The organism is Mycolicibacterium alvei (assembly GCF_010727325.1).
In the GTDB taxonomy this organism is placed as follows: domain Bacteria; phylum Actinomycetota; class Actinomycetes; order Mycobacteriales; family Mycobacteriaceae; genus Mycobacterium; species Mycobacterium alvei.
In genome coordinates this window covers 3,279,284-3,297,822 of the sequence record NZ_AP022565.1, presented here as the reverse complement: position 1 = coordinate 3,297,822, position 18,539 = coordinate 3,279,284, and the positions used below count along the sequence as shown (strand labels likewise).

Sequence of the window (18,539 nt, the reverse complement as noted above, 5' to 3'; positions counted from 1 at the left end):
ACAACACCGTGCTGGCCAGCGTGGAGCGCTGAACAGCACGCCTCAGCGACGTCGGCGTCGATACCCGACTATCGCCAGATCAGATTTGCGGGTACGTCGGGTACTCGATTCCCGACAGGTACTGCACGGTCCGCACCACCTGGGACGAGTAGCCGAATTCGTTGTCGTACCAGACGTAGAGGATCACGTTGTCCTCGTCGACGATCGTCGCGTTCGCATCGATGATGCTCGCCGCGCGGGAGCCGATGAAGTCGCTCGACACGGCGTCGGTCGCCGCGGTGTAGTCGAGGTTGCGGCTCAACGGTCCCGACAGGGACGCCTGGCGCAGGTACTCCAGGGTCTCTTCTTTGGTGGTCGGGCGGTGCAGCTGCAGGTTCAGGATCGCCATCGACACGTCGGGGGTGGGAACGCGGATCGAGCTGCCGCTGATCTTGGCTTTCAGGTCCGGCATCGCCTTGGAGACCGCGGAGGCCGCACCGGTCTCGGTGAGCACCAGGTTGAACGGCGCGGACCGGCCGCGACGATCGGCCTTGTGGTAGTTGTCCAGCAGATTCTGGTCGTTGGTGAACGAGTGCACGGTCTCCACGTGGCAGCGTGAGATGCCGTACTCGTCGTCCATCGCCTTGAGTGGCGGCACGATCGCGTTGGTCGTGCACGACGCACACGAGAAGATCTGCTGATCGAGATCGAGCGTGAGGTGGTTGACCCCGTGCACGATGTTCGGTACATCACCCTTGCCCGGTGCGGTCAGCAGGACCTTCGCGATCCCGGGGCGCAGGTGATTGGACAGGCCGTCGCGGTCACGCCACTTGCCGGTGTTGTCGATCAGGATCGCGTTGTCGATGCCGTACTCGGTGTAATCGACGTTCGCCGGGTCGTCGCTATGGATGAACTTGATGACGTTGCCGTTGGCGATCAGGCTGTTGGTTTCGTTGTCGACCTTGATCGTGCCGTTGAACTGGCCGTGAACCGAGTCGCGACGCAGCAGTGACGCCCGCTTGGCCAGGTCGCCCTCCCCGTTGCTGCGGATCACCACAGCGCGCAGGTTCAGGCCGTTCCCGGAGCCGGCCTTCTCGATGAGCAGACGCGCGACGAGTCGGCCGATGCGGCCGAACCCGTAGAGCACCACGTCCCGCGGGCCCTGCGGCTCGCTCTTGTTCTCCCCGGTCACGTCGCTGAGCACCTGGGCGGTGAACTCGGGCACGGACAGTCCGGCATCGCTGGCGCGGTAGGCCATGATCAGCAGACCGAGGTCGATCTTCGACGGGCCCAGGTCCAGGTCGGCCAGCGCCTGCAGGAAGGGGAAGGTCTCTTCGACCGACAGCTCGTCACCGCCGACCTGCCGCGCGAATCGGTGGGTTCGCAGGATGCTGATGACGGATTTGTTCACCAGCGACCGGCTGTGCAGCAGGACTGTCACGCCCTTCGCCCGGTACAGGGCGCCGATGAGCGGAATCATCGCCTCGGCGAGTGCTTCCTGAGCGTTCCAGTGGGCGAGTTCTGGCGAGTTCAAATCAATCGTCCTGTGGGTCGTGTGGGCTGGCCCCTCGGATGAGTAGCACTTCGTATCCTAGCGATTGTCCGATCTCACAATGCGGCATGGTGCGCAGGTGAGGCCGGCAGTGGCCCAGGCCACAGGGGTAAACGGCGGATGTGGACTACAAACTAGACATCTCGTTCGGTGGAAGACGACTTTCGGGGAGAGCCATGTTAGAGCCGCGCACAGCTGATGTCGTCGTGGTCGGATACGGAGCGGCCGGCGTGTGCGCAGCTCTGGAGGCGCGGGCCAGGGGCGCCGACGTCCTGGCCATCGACCGATTCAACGGCGGCGGCGCGACGCAGGTGTCCGGTGGGATCATCTACGCCGGCGGTGGCACCTGGGTTCAGCGCCAGGCCGGAGTCGAGGACGACCCCGATGCGATGTACGCCTACCTGCAGGCCGAGGTCGGCGACGCCGTACGTCCCGAGACGCTGCGGCGCTTCGTCGACACCAGCCCGGCGATGATCGACTGGCTCAGCGAACACGGTGTGCCGTTCGAGGGGTCGGTGTGTCCGTACAAGACGTCCTACCCGAACAACAAGTACTACCTCTACTACTCGGGCAGCGAGAACTCCGGGCGCTTCCGTGCGATCACTCCGCCGGCGCAGCGTGGTCACCGGGCCAAAGGGTCGGGGACTTCGGGCAAGAAGATCTATCGGCCCCTCGCTGAATCGGCGGCTCGGCTCGGCGTGCATACGCAGTTCCAGACCCGTGCGGTCGCGCTGTTGACCGATCCCAGCGGCCGGGTGGTCGGCGTGCGGACGAGCACGCTTGCCCATGCGCCGGCATGGGTTCGGCGCCGCTATCACGCGTACGCCGAGCTGGCGGTCAAACCGGGCATCTACTACCCGCCACTGCGGGCCGCGATGGAAAAGCGGTTGAACCGCTTGGAAAGTCGGTACGCCCAATCGGTTGACATCCATGCGCGCAAGGCGGTCATTCTCAGCGCGGGCGGGTACATCGCCAATCGAGAGCTGATCGACCAGCACGCACCGGCATACCGCGAAGGACTTCAGCTGGGCACCACCGGAGACGACGGCAGCGGAATCGCTCTGGCCGCCGAGGTCGGCGGTGCGGTCGATCGCCTCGACAACGTATCGGCGTGGCGCTTCATCACCCCGCCCAGCGCATTCCTGGGTGCCCTCGTGGTCGACGAACACGGACAACGATTCATCGACGAGACCCGCTACGGCGCCGCGGTTGGCCACGCCATGGTTGCCGACCACGGCGGCCGCGGTTGGATCCTGGCCGATCACCGACTGCTCAAGCAGGCCCGAGCCCAGCTTCCCGAGCAGGCCATCTGGTTCCAACGCCTGCAGATGGAAGCCATGTTGCGCACCGACCGGGTCGTGGCCGACACGCTGGAAGAGGTTGCGGTCAAGGCCGGCGTGGACCCGGCAGGGTTGCTGGCCACCGTCGCGGCCCACAACGACGCCGCCTCGGCCGGGCTACCGGATCCGATGGGCAAGCCTGCCGAGTTCGTCAATTCTGTCGAGCAGGGACCGTTCTCATTGATCTCGATTTCGATCAAACCCAGCCTGCTCAACCCGTGCCCGATGTTCACCCTCGGTGGGCTGATCGTCGATGAACTCACCGGTGCGGTGACAACGCCTGCGGGCGAGTCGATTCCGGGTCTCTATGCGGCCGGACGCACGGCCATCGGACTGTGCGCCAACTCCTACGTCAGTGGCCTGTCGATCGCCGACTGTGTCTTCTCCGGCCGTCGCGCCGCAGAGCATGCCGTCGCGATGCAACCCGTGCCGTCACCGTAGCGCGCTGCCGCCGAGCCACGTGTCCCACGGCACACCCCAGTCGCCGTTCTGCCAGATCGGCAGTGGCTCGCCACCGGTGTTGTGCACTTCGAATACGTCTCCGGGTTGGGAGAATTCGTAGAACCAACGCCCGTTGTCGGCGTTGACATTCAGGCATCCGTGCGACGTGTTGGTCTTGCCCTGCGCCCAGATCGTGCTGTCGAGTTGGTGGACGTAGATCCCGCTGTTGGTGAGCCGTACCGCATTGTCGACGGTCAGCTTGTAGCCCAGGCGTGAGTTGACGGGCAACCCGTAGGTGGAGGAATCCATGACCACGGTGTTGGCCTTGTCCATCACCGTATAGACGCCGGGCTGCGTCCAGAACGAAATGGTCTTGCCGGCAACGGTTTCTGATCCACCCATGCCCATGGAGGTCGGGATCGTGCGGACCAACTCGTCATTGCGGTAAACGCGGATCTGCTTGGTGGCGTCGTCGGCGATGGATACGTGCGACTCTCCGATCCGGAAGGAAACCCGACGGCCTCCCTGATCGGCGGATGCAACGACGTCTGTGCCGGGACGGTGGTAGCTTTGCGGCCGCCAGTGGGCGTGCCGGTTGTCCATCCAGTACCAGGAACCATCAACGGCTGGAACGGTTTTGACTGACAGGCGACGTTCCGCGGCGGCGCGGTCGCCGACCGGTTCGTCGAAGTTGGCCACGATCACGGTGCCGACGCCGTAGGTTCCTCCGTCGACCAACCCGGCACCCGACGTCGCGGTGAAGCTGACCTGCGTCTGCTCGCCGGCGGCGAGGTTGGTGACCATCGACACCGGCTGGGTCAGCCAGATGGCCGCGCCGATGATGGCGATCAAGCCCAGCGACAAGATCGGTACCGGTCGCCTCCGCGGTGAATCCGCCAACACTCCGGCGCCTCCCATCTGCCGGCCGCGTACGGGCGGCGCGGTGTGCTAAAACAGAATACGTAGCTACGACGTAGCTACGTAGGTGAGGCTAGCATGGAGGTACGCGGTGAGTGGACGACGCGAAAGTGTCAAGAAGGACCTGATTTTCATCGGAGGCCTGATTGTCGTCGGCGCCGTTCTGATCGCCTACCTGCTGATACGTCCCGACACCGAGGCGGCCTCGGCCGCGCCCGCGACAGGGCCGTCGGCGACGGCGCAGGCACCCGGCGCAGCCGCCGGAGGCGCCGGCGGGAGTCATCCTCAGGTGGAGCGCCGCAGACCCGGTGACCCGCTGGCTTTGGGGGATCCCGACGCGCCCGTGGCGCTGGTGGTGTTCTCCGACTACCGGTGCCCGTTCTGCGCCAAGTTCAGCCGGGACACCGAACCCGAACTCGTCAAGCGCTACGTCGACGCCGACCAACTCCGCATCGAGTGGCGCGACTATGCGATCTTCGGCCCGCGGTCGATGGCAGCAGCACGTGCCGGACGCGCAGCAGCCGGGCAGGGCAAGTTCTGGGAGTTCAACCGAGCCGTCTACGCGGCCGCACCGGAGCGGTCGAAGGCGGACCTGACCGATGAGGATCTGATCGGTTTCGCCCGGCAGGCCGGTGTCCCCGACATCGACAGATTTACCGCCGAAATGCGGGGAGACACCTTCGACGCCGCCATCAATGCCGATCTGGCGCAGGGCGCCGGGATCGGCGTGCCCAGCACTCCGGCGTTTCTGCTCAACGACGTGCCCATGCTCGGCGCGCAGCCCACGGAAGATTTCGTGCGCGCCATCGACGGGACGCTGGCCGGTCGATGAACGGCATCGGTCTGCTCGGCGCCTTCCTCGGCGGGTTGGCTTCGCTGCTCAGCCCGTGCTCGGCCCTGCTCCTGCCGTCGTTTTTCGCCTACGCCTTTGACCGGACCCGCCTGTTGGTCCGGCGCACACTGGCGTTCTGGGTGGGTCTCTGTGTCGTGCTGGTGCCGTTGGGTGCTGGTGTCGGGGCGCTGGGTAGCGTCGTCACGCGCTATCGCAGTGAAGTCACGATGGTCGGTGGCCTGGTATTGATCGGGTTCGGCTTGATGACGTTGTTGGGCAAGGGGTTCGGTCTGTCCGCTATGCAACGGATGACGGCCCGGATCGACATCTCCGGCACCGTCTCGGTGCTCGCATTGGGTGCTGTGTACGGACTGGCCGGCTTCTGTGCAGGTCCGCTGTTGGGCGCGGTCCTGACCATGTCGGCGATGGGTGCCGACCCGGCCTACGGAGCGCTACTGATGGCGGTCTACGCCCTCGGCATGGCGGCGCCGTTGTTTTTGATCGCCTGGCTGTGGGACCGCTTCAACCTGTCTGAACGCACCTGGTTGCGGGGGCGCCCGGTGCGGCTGGGGCCGCTGGAGACCCACACCACCTCGTTGCTCACCGGGGTGGTCTTCATCGCTCTCGGTGGGCTGTTCCTGTTCACCGACGGCACGGCGGATCTCGGCGGCCCGCTGTCCGTCGATGCGCAGTACGACCTGCAAGTGTGGCTGGGGCGACTGGCGTCGGGCGTGAGTGATCCTTGGCTGATTCTGGGCGTCGTGGTCGCACTCCTCGTGTGGAGGTCAATTCGGTTGTGGCGGAGAAGCTACTATCGCGCTACATAGGTTTGACGTGCGAGACAACGAAACGGTGACGGCGCACCCACGCGGGCGGTAACGGATATGGGCATAAAAGGATTTGGCGATCTCGAAGCTGTGGTGATGGAAGTGCTCTGGTCACGTGCGGAGCCCTCGACGGTGCGCAGCGTGCACGACGAGCTCGTCACCAAGCGTCAGATCGCCTACACCACGGTCATGTCGACCATGGACAATCTGTTCCGAAAAGGCTGGCTGGAGCGGGAGAAGGTCGGGCTGGCGTACAGCTATCGGCCGGTGATGACCCGTGAGGAACACTCTGCGCAGTTGATGCGCACGGTGTTCGAATCCGGCGGCAACAGTGAGCTGATCCTCAACTTCTTCCTGGAGCAGATCGTCGACGACGACTCCAAGGAGCTTCGACAGGCCCTCAAGCGGTTCACCGAGGAGCAGCCGCGATGAACGCGGTCACGTTTCTCCTCGGCTACGCGATGGCTTTGAGCTGGCTGGCGCCGGTACTGTTCACCGGCCCGATCTCGGCTCGCATTCATCCCAGACTGTCGGTGGCAGGCTGGTTGGTGGTCGTCGCAACCGCGTCCTTCGCCTGGGTCGCGGCGCTGGTGATCCTGATTGCGGGTGCCGCCCACAGCCTGATCGTTCGCAGCGCACCGGCGTTCTGCGTCGAAACACTGGGGATCGCCAGCGCGGTGACGTTGCCGCCCACCGTGGCGACGGTCTTGGTCGTCGCCCTGCTCGCAGCCACTGCCGCAGTGGCGACCAACACCACGCGCCGGGTGATCGTCGCATTGTGTCGGACGCGCCGCGCCAATCGCCGGCACACAGAGGCGGTACGGATCATCGGCAGGCCCACCGGTCACGACGGCGTCGTCGCCATCACGGCTGAACAACCGACCGCCTACTGCGTGTCCGGCGGCCGGCGCAGCGCCATTGTCGTCACGACGGCTGCTCTGGAGCTGTTGAAGCCACCCGCGCTCGCCGCGGTTCTGGCCCACGAGCGGGCGCACCTGCGGGGCCGCCACCATCACGTCATCGCCATGCTCAACACCCTCGCCGCGGCACTGCCGGGATTACCCCTGATGCGGGCGGCGGCGCAGTCGGTACCGGCGTTGCTGGAGATGTGCGCCGACGACGCGGCCACACGCAGGCACGGTCGTGAGCCGCTGTTGGCGAGCCTCGTCGCGTTGAGTACCCGACACCGCCTGCCCGATGGTGTGCTGGCTGCCGCCGGGACGGCAGTGATAGACCGGGTTACCCGGCTCATGCATCCGCAACAGGAGAGCTGGTGGCGCCCGCAACCTGTCGCGATGTCGCTCATCGTCGTCGCGATTGCGGTGGCACCGGCCTTCGCGCTGACCTTGTGCACGCTGTAGCCGTAACCGCCGGGCGGCTCAGATTCTGGCGTCCACCGCGTCGGGCACTGCCGCAAGCAGTTTCGCGTCAGCAGTGAGCAGGGTGAGCCGTTCCACGGTGGCCTGAGCGACCAGAATCGCGTCGAAGGGATCCTTGTGCGGCAGCGCCGTGACGTCCGAGGCCAGAGCGTGGCGACGCGTGATGGGCAAATCCTGTACGCCGGATCGTCCGATCGCGTCGTCGAAGTCCCCGGGCAGAGTGAGTTTGCCGATCGCCGCCTTGATGGCGAGCTCCCAGGTGCCGGCCGCGGAGGCGAACACCGCGGCGCTTTCGGTGATGCGTTCGCGTGCGGCGGTTCCCAGTCGTGGGTTGTCTTCGAGTAGCCAGAGCAGGACATGGGTATCCAGCAGCAGCCCGCTCATTCGATTCCGAACAGGGCGTTGAGATTGCCGTCGGTATCGTCGAAATGTGCGGTGTCGTAACCGATTCGACCCGTCAGCCCGCCGAACACGATGTCAACGCGGGTGTGAGGAACGAGGTCGGCAATGGGCCTGCCTGCCCTCGCGATCGTGATCGTCTCACCGCTTTCGACCCGGGCGAGCAGTTGCGACAGGCGGGTCTTCGCATCGTGGATATTGACGGTGGACATGGGGTCAGGCTACTAGACTTAGTCTAGTCGGACTAGGGGTGCCGATCAGTGGGCAAGCTGAGCCAGCCAATCGGAGTTGCCGTCGACGGAGTTGCCGTCGATGGCAACCAGCGGCACCCCGGGCTCGGGGAAGCCGCGCAGCAGCGGAAGGTTGTTCGTCCCGATGGCGTGGCCGTCGAAGGGGATCGGGAGTCCCAGCTTGATCATGTCCTGAGCCGACGGCGGCGCGCCGGCGCGATCGGCCAACCCGGCGAGCTGATCGTTGCTCAGATCTGTCGCGCCTTGTTCTTCCGGCTGTTGATCGGCGGCGAAGATCTGCTCGATGAACCGCCAGGTGATGTCGCTCGACCGTGAGTGATCGGCGACGATGAAAGCGGCATAGATCGCGCGGCTGTCGTAAGTGCCGCTGGCCGAGTACTTTTCGAGGAAATTGACCAACCGCAGGTTGACGTGGAGTTTGCCATCCTCGATGCGCCGGCCGATCTCGGCGCCTTGCTCTTGCACCATCTTCCCGCTGTACGGGCACAGAGGATCCAGGTAAAGGTCGATCTGACCGGGTGCGGCCGGGTCACCGATGGAGAGAACATCCCCGGCTGTTGCCGCCTCGGCCGCGTATGCGCGACCGACACCGGGACCCCACACCAGCGCCACCGCGAGCAGGCCGACCATCAGGATCAGGTGGAGCGCGCAGTAGGGCGGCCGGTTCACAGCGTCGGTGCGCGTTGGTTGCAGGCTCATGGTCTCCATTCTCTCGGAGGGCTATCGGTGCACTGCGTCGCCGCCGTTTTTTGCACCGTGGCTGCTCGTCCGCCGGGCTACGACCCCGGAGTGGAAACCGGTGCGAGTCGCTTGCTGGGGATGTAAACCCGGCCCTACCTGCAGAATTAAACTAGTTCTCTAGTTACTTAGAGGAAAAGTGGCACGACCAGACACTTTCTTGTTACTGTCCGGTAATGCGTAACGCCGGGGGGATGGTCGTCGTCCTCATGTTGATGATCGGGTCGCTCGTCGCATCGACCACAGTGGCCTTTGCCGACACCGGCGACGAACCGCAGTACCAGGAGTTCTACCTCCCGCCGGACCCGTTGCCGCCCGGTGCGCCCGGCGATGTGATCCGCACCGAACCGAGCCGGCTGGTACTCGAGCCGTCCGGCCAGCTGGGCGCCATCATGGCGACCGGAACGCGGATCATGTACCGCAGCACCGATTCTCGTGGGAATCCGATCGCCGTCACCGGCACCTACTTCGAGCCGTACAACGACTGGCCCGGCAAGGGGCCGCGTCCGCTGATCGTCTACGCGCCGGGTACGCAGGGCCAGGGCAACCAGTGCGCACCGTCGCGCCAGTTCAACCAGGGCATCCACTACTCGGGTGGTTGGGACATCATGGTCAACTACGAGGAAGCGTTCGTCGCAACCTTGGTGGCCCGCGGCTTTGCCATCGTGATGACCGACTACCAAGGCCTCGGCACCGATTCGATGCACACCTACGTCAACCGCCTTGCCGAGGGTCAGGCCGTTCTCGACGCCGGCCGGGCAGCCATGAAACTGCCCGACACCTCGCTGGATCCCCATGGGCCCGTGGCGTTCTGGGGATACTCGCAGGGTGGTGGGGCGACGGCGTCGGCGGCGGAGCTGGCCTCGGCCTACGCACCTGAGCTGAACATCGTCGGCACCTACGCCGGTGCGCCTCCTGCCGACCTCAAGGAACTGCTGCCCTATGCCGACGGCAGCGCGCTCGTGGGCGTCGTCGGCTACGCACTCAACGGCGTCATCGCCGCCTACCCGGAAGCGGCCGATGCAATCCGGTCCAAGCTCACCCAGCGTGGCAAGGACATGCTCGAATCGGTGTCGCGCCAGTGCGTGGGGCAGACGATCGTCGACTTCGCGTTCCGTCATCTGCAGCCCTACTTCAACGAGGACATCAGAAAGCTCGTCCAGCAAGAACCGTTCAGCAGCCTGTTCGATCTGCAGAAGCTCGGCCGGTATAAGCCGAACGCACCTGTTCTGATCAACAGCAACCGCTACGACCCGCTGGTGCCGTGGACGGCAGCCAACCAGCTGGGCCGGGACTGGTGCGCGCAGGGCGCCGACGTCGAATTCCGCACCAACGAGCAACCGCCGTTCCTGAACAAGCTGGTGATCAACCATGCGCTCCCCATGCTCGTGGACGGGGAACCGGCCATGCAGTGGATCGCCGCCCGCTTCAACGGTGAACCCACCACACCCAACTGCGGGCAGTTCTGACCGTCGGGCGATATCGGGGGCCTTCGAACGCCCGCTCGATACACTGCGGGCATCGCTGAACGTAGGAAGTACAACGCCGCGCAGCGTCGCCGCGAACTGGCTGACGCTGCCATCGAACTGCTCGGTCAGGACGGTGCGCGCGGCGTGAGTCACCCCAAGGTCGACAAGAGGGCCGAGGTTCCCGACGGCACGACGTCGTTCTATTTCCGGACCCGAGATGCGCTGATGCACGCGATTGCGGTGCGCCTCAACGAACTCGACCTCGCCGACCTCTCCTTGCTCACGGAGCTGGCCGATACCGATCGGACAGAGTTCGCCGGCACACTCGGGTTTGCCACCCTCATCATGTATTCGGCCACCGAGCCCTGGCTCACCCGCACCAAGGCCCGCTACGAGTTGGCACTTCAGGCCGGCCGCGACGATGAGCTGGCCGCCACGCTCAGTGCGTCCGTCGAGGGGTTCTACGGGCTCGCGCGCGCCGTCGTGACGGAATGGCATGACACGGAAGAGAATCCGATGGTGCCCGAGGTCATCGACGAACAGGCGAAAGCACTCTTCTCGTTCGTCAACGGGGTGATGATGACGTTTGTCATCGGACAACCGCTGGTGGATACCGCCGATCAGCTCGACCGGCTGATTCGAGGGGTCCTGGCGGGCTGGCCGGTCGAGGGAACTGGCTGAATGCCGTCGTCGAACAACGGCGACGACACCAGCATGATGCTCACGTGGTCGACGAATGCGTCGCGGTCGGAGCCGAGGTTGCCTTCGGTCCATTCGATGAACAACGAGATGATGGCGCCGAAAACGGTGGCGTACTGCATCTTGAGCCGCGCCGTCGCAGCGGTGTCGGCCTCGTCGTTCGGGGCCTGGACCCCACTCATCGCACCGACGGTGTCGCGGACAAAATGACGCAGGCTCAGGTCGGCGATCGGCTCTACCAAGAGGATCCGACAGATGCGGGGATCGTCTCTGACGAGTTGTGCCGCCGCCGCCACGCCGGCCCGCGTACGTGACGTCAGATCGGCTGTTGAATCACCTGCGGCTGCGATGACCTGACGCGCGTGCTCGAACGTGCTGCGGTAGACCTCGCGGAGCAATTCGTCGGTGTCGGTGAAACTTTCGTAGAAGAACTTCTGGCTGAGCTCCGCCTCACGACAGACGGCACGCATTGTCATGGCGGTCACCCCGCGGGTGCCGACCAGATCGACACCTGCCCGGATCAGTCGGGCGCGGCGCTCCGCGGACCGTGCGTCGGCGGCCTGACCGCGGTACGGCCTTGACATTCCGTGAGCATAACGAGCACGATCCAATTCTGGAAGCAGCCGCTTCCGGATTGGGGAAGGATGCCCGTGGCCGCACCCAGTGCAGGTGAACCTCGCGCCGAAGTCACGGCCTGGAACGCATTCGTCGACGGATTACACACGGCCGGTGAACAACTCGCGGTCGATACCGCGGAACTACCGGAAACCGAACGCGCCGACGGGTTCCGCGCGCTGCTGCGGGCAGTGTCGAACCAGCTGGGCCGTCTGGAAGTTGATCGGGACAAACCTGAGTTCGTCGCGTTCAACGGCTGGCGTCAGAAATTCCTGATGGACAACCCCGACTTCCAGTACTGGGTCGCCGATGTCCGCCCCGGCGGCCGATACCGGATCCGTGGTAACCGCGGCGACGCGTCGTACGTTTCGATCACCGTCTACGCCGGTGCCGGCGGTACCGTGGCCCAGGCGAACTCCCGGATCGACAGTGACGGGATCACGTTCGACGCCGACGGCGATTACCAGGTGACCGTCGGCGGGGACCGTCAGGCGAGCGATTGGCTGGAACTGCCCGACCGTGCCACGGTGATCTGGGTACGGCACTTTCACGATGACACGCAGACCGATCGGATCGGATGGTGTGCCATCGAGGCGATCCAGCCGTCCCCGGTCCCGTCCCCGGCACCGATCGATCCGGCACGATTCGGCAGGCAACTGGCCAAGGTGTCGACCGCGATCACCCACCTGCCTCAGATCTGGACTGCTGCCGCAGCGGCCGATCGCGAGTCACCGAACCAGATGCGCCATTGGACCGAGATGGCAGGCGGAGCGGTCTACACCGAACCGGCCATCCACTATCTGCGCGGCGGCTGGCAGTTGGGCCCCGACGAAGCGTTGCTCATCGAAGGTGATCTGGTGGCGTGCCGGTACTGGAACATCCTGGCGTACAGCAGGTTTCTGAACTCACTCGACTACCGCCACCGGCGGGTGTCCTACACCGGTGTCACCGCGAAGCTCGACGACGGACGCTACCGATTCGTGGTCGCGGCCACCGATCCGGGTCCGGCCGCCGGAGACTGGATCGACAGCGAGGGCCGCGCCTTCGGCATCGTCGTCATGCGGTTCCTGCAACCCGACCAGCAGCCCCCACTGCCCGCGACCCGCGTTGTCCGCCTCACTGACCTGGCTGAGCACTCGTGACCCGGTGGGTCGCGCCCGCTCGCACCCCCGAGGCGCTCAAGGCCTATGCGGCGGCCGAGCAGGACCGGACCTCCCGTCCTGACCGCTACCAACTCGGTGCCGAGGCCATCGACATCGTCATCGGCCGCGGCACCCGCGGCGCGGGTGCCGGCATTCTGGGTGACCCCGACGAGTGGCGTCCGGGTTTGGCGCAGTACCTGGCGTCAGCTGAGGCGGACGGTCGGCTCAACGCACTCGGCGCATTGACCGCCCAGCGAACGGCGGCCGGGCGGCTGGCGGCCCGGGCCGCGATGACGCGGTATCTGCAGGAACACCCCGAGACCGGGAACCGGTCGGTGCTGCCGCCGATCATCATCACCGGGGGCTGGCGCACCGGGACGACCTTCCTGTTTCGGCTCCTCGACCGCGATCCCCGATTGCGGGCGCCGCTGCCTGCCGAACTCGGCGCACCGTGGCGGCTACCAGGTGACCTCGACAGCGAGGAACGCGACCGTCGCCTCGAGGCGGCCGCCGCGGGTCAGTACCTGCTGCACGTGCTCAACCCGACGATGGCGGCCGTGCATGACTCCGGGCCGCACCTGCCCGAGGAGTGCGTACTCGGGATGGGCACCACCCTGCGCAACTGGGGCTTCGCCGCCACCACCCGCCTGGACAGCTACGCCACCTGGCTCGCCGGTCAGGATTTCGCGCCCGAATATGCACAGCACCGCCGGATGCTGCAGATCCTCGACGCCGAGGACGGCCGCCGCTGGGTCGTCAAAGCCCCGGCGCACACCGCCGAGCTCAGCCATGTCATCGCGACGTATCCGGGCGCCTGCATCGTGCAGTTGCACCGCGACATCGTGGAAACCGTCACCTCCGGCGCGAGCCTGTTCGCGACCTACCGGTCCACCTACAGTGACCACGTCGACGGGGTGGACGTGGGCAGGTTTCAAACCGAACAGACCGAGCTGTGGCTGCGGCGTGCCCTCGACGCCCGGGCTACGGCGTCGACCGTGACCTGGCTCGACGTCCAGTACCGCGACCTGGTGGCCGACCCGGAGGCGACGGTGCAGCGCATCTATGCCGCAGCGCAGATGGAATCGCCGGACATCGCCGGAATGCTCGCCGAGCATCACCGCGCCCAGCCGCGTGACGGCAAAGGAAAGCACCGCTACGAGCCCGCCGAGTTCGGTATCGACCCCGCCGAGTTACGCGAACGCATGCGGTTCTGCACCGAGTGACTGGCGCTTCTGGCGTCGCGCCACTACTTTCCCTGAGGTGATGTCCTCAGCTGCCAGCGCAGTCGCGCGGTCGATCGCTCCCCTTCTGACAGTCGCCTCGGTGGTCGCCGCGGGCCTCGCCACCGCTCCCGCGCCGACGGTGCGTCTGGCCAGCGACGGGAACCCGCTCGAGGGCCATTCGTTCTACGTCAACCCCTCGTCGAAGGCCATGCGCGCCGCGAAAGGCGACCCGAGCCCCGAGCTGCAGGCGATCGCCAACACGCCCACCGCCTACTGGATGGACCACATCTCCAGCCCCGCAGTGGACGCCAAGTACATCGCCACGGCACAGGCCGCCGGCACCATGCCGATCCTGGCGCTGTACGGCATCCCGCACCGCGACTGCGGGAGCTACGCCGCGGGTGGGTTCGGGTCGGCAGGTGCCTACAAGGGCTGGATCGACGGAGTCGCCGCCGCCATCGGCGGTGGGCCGGCCGCGGTCATCCTCGAACCCGACGCACTCGCGATGGCCGATTGCCTGTCGGGTGATCAGCGCGAGGAGCGCTACAACCTGATGAGCTACGCCGTCGACACACTGACCCGCAATCCGGGCACCGCGGTCTACGTCGATGCGGGGCACTCCCGATGGACGGCGGCCGACGAGATGGCCAACCGGCTCAACCGGGTCGGCGTCGCCAAGGCACGCGGCTTCAGCCTCAACACCGCCAACTTCTTCACCACCGAAGAGGAAATCGGTTACGGCGATGCGATTTCGGGCATGACGGGTGGCAAGCCCTACGTCATCGACACCTCGCGCAACGGTGCCGGACCGGCCGAGGGCGAGATGTACTGGTGCAACCCGAGTGACCGGGCACTCGGCGCGGCGCCGACCACGGCGACCGGAAACGGAAACGTCGACGCCTTCCTGTGGGTCAAGCGTCCCGGTGAGTCCGACGGCGCGTGTGGCACCGGCGAGGCGTCCGCGGGAACCTTCGTCAACCAGTACGCCATCGACCTGGTCCGCAAGGCGCACGGGTAGCCGACCGGCCACCTACGTCAGCGGAAGGAACCGGCCCCGCCGTCGACGAGGAGTGTCTGTCCGGTGAGGTAGGCGGAATCGTCGCCGATCAGGAAGGCCACGACGGCACCGATGTCGTGGGTGGGGTCGCCGATTCGCTTGAGTGAGGTGCTCCTGACAACCGCCTCATACTGCTTGGGCGCCATGTCGCGCAACACTTTCAAGCCGTCCGTCTCGGCGAGCGGGCAGACCACGTTGACGCGTATCCCGTCGACGCCCCATTCCAGTGCGGCGACTTTGGACATACCGCGAATCGCCTCCTTGGCGCTCGCATACGCGCCGAAAGAGTGTGTGCCGACCGTGCCCGCGGCCGAGCCGAGATTGACGATGGATCCACCGCCACCCTTGACCATGACCGGGTGGATCGCCTGCATGAGCCGGAACGTGGCCCGTGGCCCGGTGTCGTGGACCCGCTCGTACTCCGGTGCGGGGATGTCGACGAACGGTATGGGTCCGGCGCTGGCGACGGCGTTGTTGACCAACGCGTTCACCGTGCCGAACGCGTCGAGTGCGGCGTCGACGATGCGCTGGGCACTGTCAGCATCACGTAGGTCCGCCACCACGGATGCGACATCGAATCCGGCATCGGTGAATTCGGCTGTGGTGTTTGCCAATACGCCATCGAGGATGTCGGTCACCAGTACGCGGGCCCCGCGGGACAGCAATGCGGTGGCGATACCTTTGCCTACTCCGCGGGCGGCTCCGGTGACGATTGCGACGTGTCCGTCCAGTGAGTGCGGATGACTGTAGGTGGACATGCAGCTGCCTTTCGGATTGGGCCAGGTTTGGCACGCTAACTCATATGATCGAGCGCTGACGAGGAAGTCGAGGAACCATGCTGACTGATCTACGTTTCTGCCATCTGGTTGTCGGCGTGACCGACATGGATCGGGCCCTGGACTTCTACCGGGGCCTGCTGGGCATGGATGTGGTGTTCGACCAATTGATTTCCGGTGAGCCGTTCGACGCGGCCGTGCACTCGTCCCGCCAGCACGAGGGCCGTGTTGTCGGGGGAGTGGTGGGCGGAGTCACGCTCGAACTGGTCAGCTTCGGTACGTCGACCCCGCCCGGATCGGGGAAACGCGGCATCGTGGGCAACCAGAACATCGCGTTGTCGGTCACCGATCTCGACGCCACCTACCGCGCCGTGATCGATGCGGGCTTCCAGCCCGCCCAGGAGCCGTTCCCCATCGACCGGGTTCGGATGTTCTTCGTCAACGATCCCGACGGCACCGCGGTGGAGTTCGTCGAGTTTCCCGGAGGCGCCCGCAGTAGCTATGAGATGCATCGGGGTGCAGATATCAGTGCAGAGAGGTAGCTGTCTCTCGCAGCGTGGCCGGAAGCGGCGTGCGGGTCACCGCCGCGCACCCTGCCAGACGGTGTCGAAGGGTGCGTTGCCGCTAATCCGATCCACAATTCCCGCGGTGGTGAACTCTTTGGCCAGGCGCACCGCCTCCGGGACGCCGGTCCCCGTGGCCAGCGCCGCGGTGATGGCCGCTGCCAGCGTGCATCCCGCGCCGGCGACTCGGGCCTGTCCGACCTTCGGCGCACGCAGGATCTCGGCGTCCTTGCCGTCGAAGAGGACGTCGACTGCGTCGTCACCGGGAAACTCGACACCGCCCTTCACCAGGACGTAGGCGGGTCCGAGAGCGGCAATGCGTCGGGCGGCTTCGACGAGATCGTCGACCGAGGAGATGTCGTCCATCCCGGCGAGGGCGCGGGCCTCGAACAGGTTCGGCGTGGTGACGGTGGCCAGCGGCAGGATCTGGCGGCGCAGCGCAGTGTCGGTGTCTAGGGCAGCACCTGGCTCCTGCCCTTTGCAGATCAGGACGGGGTCAACGACGATGTGCCGCCAGGGTTGGCGGGCGAGAGCCTCTGCGACCACGTCGATGGTTGCGGGCGTGCCGAGCATGCCGATCTTGACGACATCGAGGTCGTAGGCCGACGTCGCCGCCTCGATCTGATCGGCGATGACTTGAGGGTCGACGGGGACGAACCGGTGGCCCCAGTTCGCTTTGGGGTCGAACGACACGATGCAGGTCACCGTGCCCACGCCGTAGGTGCCGAACTCTTGAAAAGTGCGCAGGTCAGCTTGCAGGCCGGCGCCGCCGGTGGCTTCTGATCCGGCAATGACGTACGAGAGGTCGACCACGACTATGAGACTACCGACAGCAGGTGTTCTGTCGGGCAAATGTCAGAAGCAGCTGAATGTGCGGCTGGGCCAAGGAAAGCGGCGAACCAAACATATTGCGGCATTGTGCGTGAAGCGATCTAGTGTCTGAATAGTTCAGGGACACGGGCATATTCAGAGAATATGCGCTGGCGTAAATGTGGATGACGGTTGCAATCCCCAGTGCGATACTGCCTTTGCTGTTAGCGTCGGGCCCATGAAGTTCGTGCAGAGTGCAGTCACGGTCTTTGCAGCGATAGCGGTCTGCAGCGCGGCCGCTTGCAGTAGCGAGACGACTGACAAAGCCCCGACCACCAGCACCGTCCCGGCCGAGTCGACTTCCGGTCACCATGGCCCGGTCAAGTCTCCGGAAACTGCACCGGCACCGTCCGGGCCTGGCCAAACCACTGCGCCGATGATGCCCAACCCGAACGGTGACGGGTCGATGGTGCCGTGTGAGGGCACGATCTGTACCAATCCGAACCATGGGGCTGGTGACAACCCGGATGAGAACGGCGGGGCAGTGATGCCCAACCCCAATGGTGATGGTTCAGATGTGCCGTGTGAGGGCACCATTTGTACCAATCCGAACCATGGGGCCGGCGACGACGGGTAGGTCGTGCGCGCCGACACATGCGGGCCGGCTATGACGCGGTTTACGAAAGCGTTCACGCCGCGGTGCGCGACGAGGACTTCGCCCTGCTCCCGCAGTGCGGTCAGGGCGTCCGCCACGGCCCAGCACGACCATATGATCATCGGCCGCAACGAAATCGCGGTTCAGCACATGATCAAGGTGTTCGCCCAGGAGTTGGGCGTCGCGTTGGCCTAGCTTTGCGCGCCGCTTTCTACCGCAGGGTCGCGATCACTCCGCGCGAGTAGCCCCGGGGTAGGAAACGGCGCGTCCACGGCGCTATCACCTCTTCAGCGGTCGCCGCGCCTGCAGGGTGATGCCGGGCACCGTGTTCGCCAGGTCGGGGCGCTGCCTACCGAAGGTCCGGATTGTCCGATAGAACGACCACAACTGGTGCGGGCTGGGAACTTTCGGTACCCAGGCCAGTTCCCAGTGGATTCCGTTGATCGGGTCATCGAAGAACAGCGCGTAGTAACCCGGCGCGTACTGGGGGTAGTCCTTGGGCTCGTCGGTGACCGGGATACCCCGCGCGATCAGGAAGTCCCGATGAAAGCGGTCCACTTCCTCCCGGTTTCGGGCCCACAGCGCGATGTGGTTGATCCCGACGGCCTGGTCGGTATGGGTGAGCTTGTCGCCGGTGCGTGCTGGCTGAATGCCGATGTAGCTGTGCGGGTTGATGAATCGCGTCATGTAGTAGATCGACTGGTACTCCATGTTCAGCGAGGAGAAACTGCTGTACCCCAGCCAGCCGAACAAAGCGTCATAGAACTCGATCGATTCGTCGTAGTTCAATACCGCGAACTCGACATGACTCACTCCGCGCCAGCGCATCGCGCCCCCTAGCAGTCGACTACTACCGAATGTAGTACTGCGCGGG

20 protein-coding genes and 1 pseudogene are annotated in these 18,539 nt (G+C 65.5%); 12 read left to right on the top strand and 9 right to left on the bottom strand.

The window, feature by feature from the left end; all coding sequences use genetic code 11:
• Positions 1 to 79: 79 nt before the first annotated feature.
• Positions 80 to 1,459 carry a glyceraldehyde-3-phosphate dehydrogenase gene (locus tag G6N44_RS15850; RefSeq protein WP_407666178.1) on the bottom strand — a complete coding sequence of 460 codons (1,380 nt, stop codon included), beginning with the start codon at positions 1,457 to 1,459 and terminating at the stop codon, positions 80 to 82.
• Between the two features lie 248 nt (positions 1,460 to 1,707).
• Here G6N44_RS15850 and G6N44_RS15845 point away from each other — a divergent pair, with 248 nt between their 5' ends.
• Complete coding sequence (locus tag G6N44_RS15845; RefSeq protein WP_163665528.1) at positions 1,708 to 3,312, top strand: FAD-binding protein; 1,605 nt, start codon at positions 1,708 to 1,710, stop codon at positions 3,310 to 3,312.
• Here G6N44_RS15845 and G6N44_RS15840 read toward each other — a convergent pair.
• Positions 3,304 to 4,230, bottom strand: a complete 927-nt coding sequence (locus G6N44_RS15840) for a L,D-transpeptidase (RefSeq protein WP_235682746.1) — start codon at positions 4,228 to 4,230, stop codon at positions 3,304 to 3,306. The two genes, G6N44_RS15845 and G6N44_RS15840, sit on opposite strands and share 9 nt — an antisense overlap.
• Before the next feature lie 91 nt (positions 4,231 to 4,321).
• Here G6N44_RS15840 and G6N44_RS15835 point away from each other — a divergent pair, with 91 nt between their 5' ends.
• The 4 genes from G6N44_RS15835 to G6N44_RS15820 are packed head-to-tail and all read left to right on the top strand — an operon-like array spanning position 4,322 to position 7,250.
• Positions 4,322 to 5,062, top strand: a complete 741-nt coding sequence (locus G6N44_RS15835; RefSeq protein ID WP_163665526.1) for a DsbA family protein — start codon at positions 4,322 to 4,324, stop codon at positions 5,060 to 5,062.
• Positions 5,059 to 5,889, top strand: a complete 831-nt coding sequence (locus G6N44_RS15830; RefSeq protein WP_163665524.1) for a cytochrome c biogenesis CcdA family protein — start codon at positions 5,059 to 5,061, stop codon at positions 5,887 to 5,889. Before G6N44_RS15835 ends, G6N44_RS15830 begins: the two co-directional genes overlap by 4 nt.
• Positions 5,890 to 5,946: 57 nt before the next feature.
• Positions 5,947 to 6,321, top strand: coding sequence for a BlaI/MecI/CopY family transcriptional regulator (locus G6N44_RS15825; RefSeq protein WP_163665522.1), 375 nt, complete (start codon positions 5,947 to 5,949; stop codon positions 6,319 to 6,321).
• Positions 6,318 to 7,250: a M56 family metallopeptidase gene (locus tag G6N44_RS15820; RefSeq protein WP_163665520.1), complete on the top strand. Its 933-nt coding sequence runs from the start codon at positions 6,318 to 6,320 to the stop codon at positions 7,248 to 7,250. Before G6N44_RS15825 ends, G6N44_RS15820 begins: the two co-directional genes overlap by 4 nt.
• A gap of 18 nt (positions 7,251 to 7,268) precedes the next feature.
• Here the strand turns inward: G6N44_RS15820 and G6N44_RS15815 are convergent, their stop codons facing one another.
• Genes G6N44_RS15815 through G6N44_RS15805 form a run of 3 tightly spaced genes read right to left on the bottom strand, consistent with a single transcriptional unit; the run spans position 7,269 to position 8,548 of the window.
• Positions 7,269 to 7,652, bottom strand: coding sequence for a type II toxin-antitoxin system VapC family toxin (locus G6N44_RS15815; protein WP_163665518.1), 384 nt, complete (start codon positions 7,650 to 7,652; stop codon positions 7,269 to 7,271).
• Positions 7,649 to 7,879 (bottom strand): type II toxin-antitoxin system Phd/YefM family antitoxin, encoded by a 231-nt coding sequence (locus tag G6N44_RS15810; protein WP_163665516.1) that lies wholly within the window; start codon positions 7,877 to 7,879, stop codon positions 7,649 to 7,651. Before G6N44_RS15810 ends, G6N44_RS15815 begins: the two co-directional genes overlap by 4 nt.
• A 45-nt stretch (positions 7,880 to 7,924) precedes the next feature.
• Positions 7,925 to 8,548 (bottom strand): DsbA family protein, encoded by a 624-nt coding sequence (locus G6N44_RS15805; protein WP_235683095.1) that lies wholly within the window; start codon positions 8,546 to 8,548, stop codon positions 7,925 to 7,927.
• A gap of 317 nt (positions 8,549 to 8,865) precedes the next feature.
• On the opposite strand from G6N44_RS15805, the gene G6N44_RS15800 reads away from it, so the two are divergent.
• Both G6N44_RS15800 and G6N44_RS15795 read left to right on the top strand, forming a co-directional pair.
• Positions 8,866 to 10,125, top strand: coding sequence for a lipase family protein (locus tag G6N44_RS15800; RefSeq protein ID WP_372508209.1), 1,260 nt, complete (start codon positions 8,866 to 8,868; stop codon positions 10,123 to 10,125).
• A gap of 117 nt (positions 10,126 to 10,242) precedes the next feature.
• Entirely contained in the window at positions 10,243 to 10,806 is a 564-nt protein-coding gene (locus G6N44_RS15795) for a TetR/AcrR family transcriptional regulator (RefSeq protein ID WP_163670016.1), read from the top strand.
• On the opposite strand, the gene G6N44_RS15790 is transcribed toward G6N44_RS15795, so the two are convergent.
• Positions 10,746 to 11,408 (bottom strand): TetR/AcrR family transcriptional regulator, encoded by a 663-nt coding sequence (locus tag G6N44_RS15790; protein ID WP_163665510.1) that lies wholly within the window; start codon positions 11,406 to 11,408, stop codon positions 10,746 to 10,748. The genes G6N44_RS15795 and G6N44_RS15790 overlap by 61 nt on opposite strands.
• A gap of 66 nt (positions 11,409 to 11,474) precedes the next feature.
• Here G6N44_RS15790 and G6N44_RS15785 point away from each other — a divergent pair, with 66 nt between their 5' ends.
• The 3 genes from G6N44_RS15785 to G6N44_RS15775 are packed head-to-tail and all read left to right on the top strand — an operon-like array spanning position 11,475 to position 14,822.
• Positions 11,475 to 12,581, top strand: coding sequence for a DUF1214 domain-containing protein (locus G6N44_RS15785; RefSeq protein ID WP_235682745.1), 1,107 nt, complete (start codon positions 11,475 to 11,477; stop codon positions 12,579 to 12,581).
• Positions 12,578 to 13,804 (top strand): sulfotransferase family protein, encoded by a 1,227-nt coding sequence (locus tag G6N44_RS15780; protein WP_163665506.1) that lies wholly within the window; start codon positions 12,578 to 12,580, stop codon positions 13,802 to 13,804. The genes G6N44_RS15785 and G6N44_RS15780 overlap by 4 nt, the downstream gene beginning before the upstream one ends.
• 40 nt (positions 13,805 to 13,844) lie before the next feature.
• Positions 13,845 to 14,822, top strand: a complete 978-nt coding sequence (locus tag G6N44_RS15775) for a glycoside hydrolase family 6 protein (RefSeq protein ID WP_163665504.1) — start codon at positions 13,845 to 13,847, stop codon at positions 14,820 to 14,822.
• A gap of 17 nt (positions 14,823 to 14,839) precedes the next feature.
• Here G6N44_RS15775 and G6N44_RS15770 read toward each other — a convergent pair whose 3' ends face one another.
• The gene (locus G6N44_RS15770) at positions 14,840 to 15,619 is read right to left on the bottom strand and encodes an SDR family NAD(P)-dependent oxidoreductase (RefSeq protein WP_163665502.1); all 780 of its coding nucleotides are present in this window, start codon (positions 15,617 to 15,619) and stop codon (positions 14,840 to 14,842) included.
• A gap of 77 nt (positions 15,620 to 15,696) precedes the next feature.
• On the opposite strand from G6N44_RS15770, the gene G6N44_RS15765 reads away from it, so the two are divergent.
• Positions 15,697 to 16,179 carry a VOC family protein gene (locus G6N44_RS15765; protein ID WP_163665500.1) on the top strand — a complete coding sequence of 161 codons (483 nt, stop codon included), beginning with the start codon at positions 15,697 to 15,699 and terminating at the stop codon, positions 16,177 to 16,179.
• 36 nt (positions 16,180 to 16,215) lie between these two features.
• Here G6N44_RS15765 and thiD read toward each other — a convergent pair whose 3' ends face one another.
• Positions 16,216 to 17,013 (bottom strand): bifunctional hydroxymethylpyrimidine kinase/phosphomethylpyrimidine kinase, encoded by a 798-nt coding sequence (gene thiD / locus G6N44_RS15760; protein ID WP_163665498.1) that lies wholly within the window; start codon positions 17,011 to 17,013, stop codon positions 16,216 to 16,218.
• Positions 17,014 to 17,658: 645 nt separating this feature from the next.
• Between thiD and G6N44_RS15750 the strand changes: the two are divergent.
• Positions 17,659 to 17,860: pseudogene (locus G6N44_RS15750) on the top strand ((2Fe-2S)-binding protein); the annotation flags it as partial.
• Between the two features lie 84 nt (positions 17,861 to 17,944).
• On the opposite strand, the gene G6N44_RS15745 reads toward G6N44_RS15750, so the two are convergent.
• On the bottom strand, positions 17,945 to 18,493 hold the full coding sequence (locus G6N44_RS15745) for a VOC family protein (RefSeq protein ID WP_163665496.1): 549 nt from the start codon (positions 18,491 to 18,493) through the stop codon (positions 17,945 to 17,947).
• Between the last annotated feature and the right edge of the window lie 46 nt (positions 18,494 to 18,539).

Excerpts from the sequence above, each read along its gene's own strand:
- G6N44_RS15850 (WP_407666178.1), bottom strand. The coding sequence starts at position 1,459 with ATGATTCCGCTCATCGGCGCCCTGTACCGGGCGAAGGGCGTGACAGTC.
- G6N44_RS15845 (WP_163665528.1), top strand. The coding sequence starts at position 1,708 with ATGTTAGAGCCGCGCACAGCTGATGTCGTCGTGGTCGGATACGGAGCG.
- G6N44_RS15840 (WP_235682746.1), bottom strand. The coding sequence starts at position 4,230 with ATGGGAGGCGCCGGAGTGTTGGCGGATTCACCGCGGAGGCGACCGGTA.
- G6N44_RS15830 (WP_163665524.1), top strand. The coding sequence starts at position 5,059 with ATGAACGGCATCGGTCTGCTCGGCGCCTTCCTCGGCGGGTTGGCTTCG.
- G6N44_RS15825 (WP_163665522.1), top strand. The coding sequence starts at position 5,947 with ATGGGCATAAAAGGATTTGGCGATCTCGAAGCTGTGGTGATGGAAGTG.
- G6N44_RS15820 (WP_163665520.1), top strand. The coding sequence starts at position 6,318 with ATGAACGCGGTCACGTTTCTCCTCGGCTACGCGATGGCTTTGAGCTGG.
- G6N44_RS15815 (WP_163665518.1), bottom strand. The coding sequence starts at position 7,652 with ATGAGCGGGCTGCTGCTGGATACCCATGTCCTGCTCTGGCTACTCGAA.
- G6N44_RS15810 (WP_163665516.1), bottom strand. The coding sequence starts at position 7,879 with ATGTCCACCGTCAATATCCACGATGCGAAGACCCGCCTGTCGCAACTG.
- G6N44_RS15805 (WP_235683095.1), bottom strand. The coding sequence starts at position 8,548 with ATGGTCGGCCTGCTCGCGGTGGCGCTGGTGTGGGGTCCCGGTGTCGGT.
- G6N44_RS15800 (WP_372508209.1), top strand. The coding sequence starts at position 8,866 with ATGTTGATGATCGGGTCGCTCGTCGCATCGACCACAGTGGCCTTTGCC.
- G6N44_RS15790 (WP_163665510.1), bottom strand. The coding sequence starts at position 11,408 with ATGTCAAGGCCGTACCGCGGTCAGGCCGCCGACGCACGGTCCGCGGAG.
- G6N44_RS15775 (WP_163665504.1), top strand. The coding sequence starts at position 13,845 with ATGTCCTCAGCTGCCAGCGCAGTCGCGCGGTCGATCGCTCCCCTTCTG.
- G6N44_RS15770 (WP_163665502.1), bottom strand. The coding sequence starts at position 15,619 with ATGTCCACCTACAGTCATCCGCACTCACTGGACGGACACGTCGCAATC.
- G6N44_RS15765 (WP_163665500.1), top strand. The coding sequence starts at position 15,697 with ATGCTGACTGATCTACGTTTCTGCCATCTGGTTGTCGGCGTGACCGAC.
- G6N44_RS15745 (WP_163665496.1), bottom strand. The coding sequence starts at position 18,493 with ATGCGCTGGCGCGGAGTGAGTCATGTCGAGTTCGCGGTATTGAACTAC.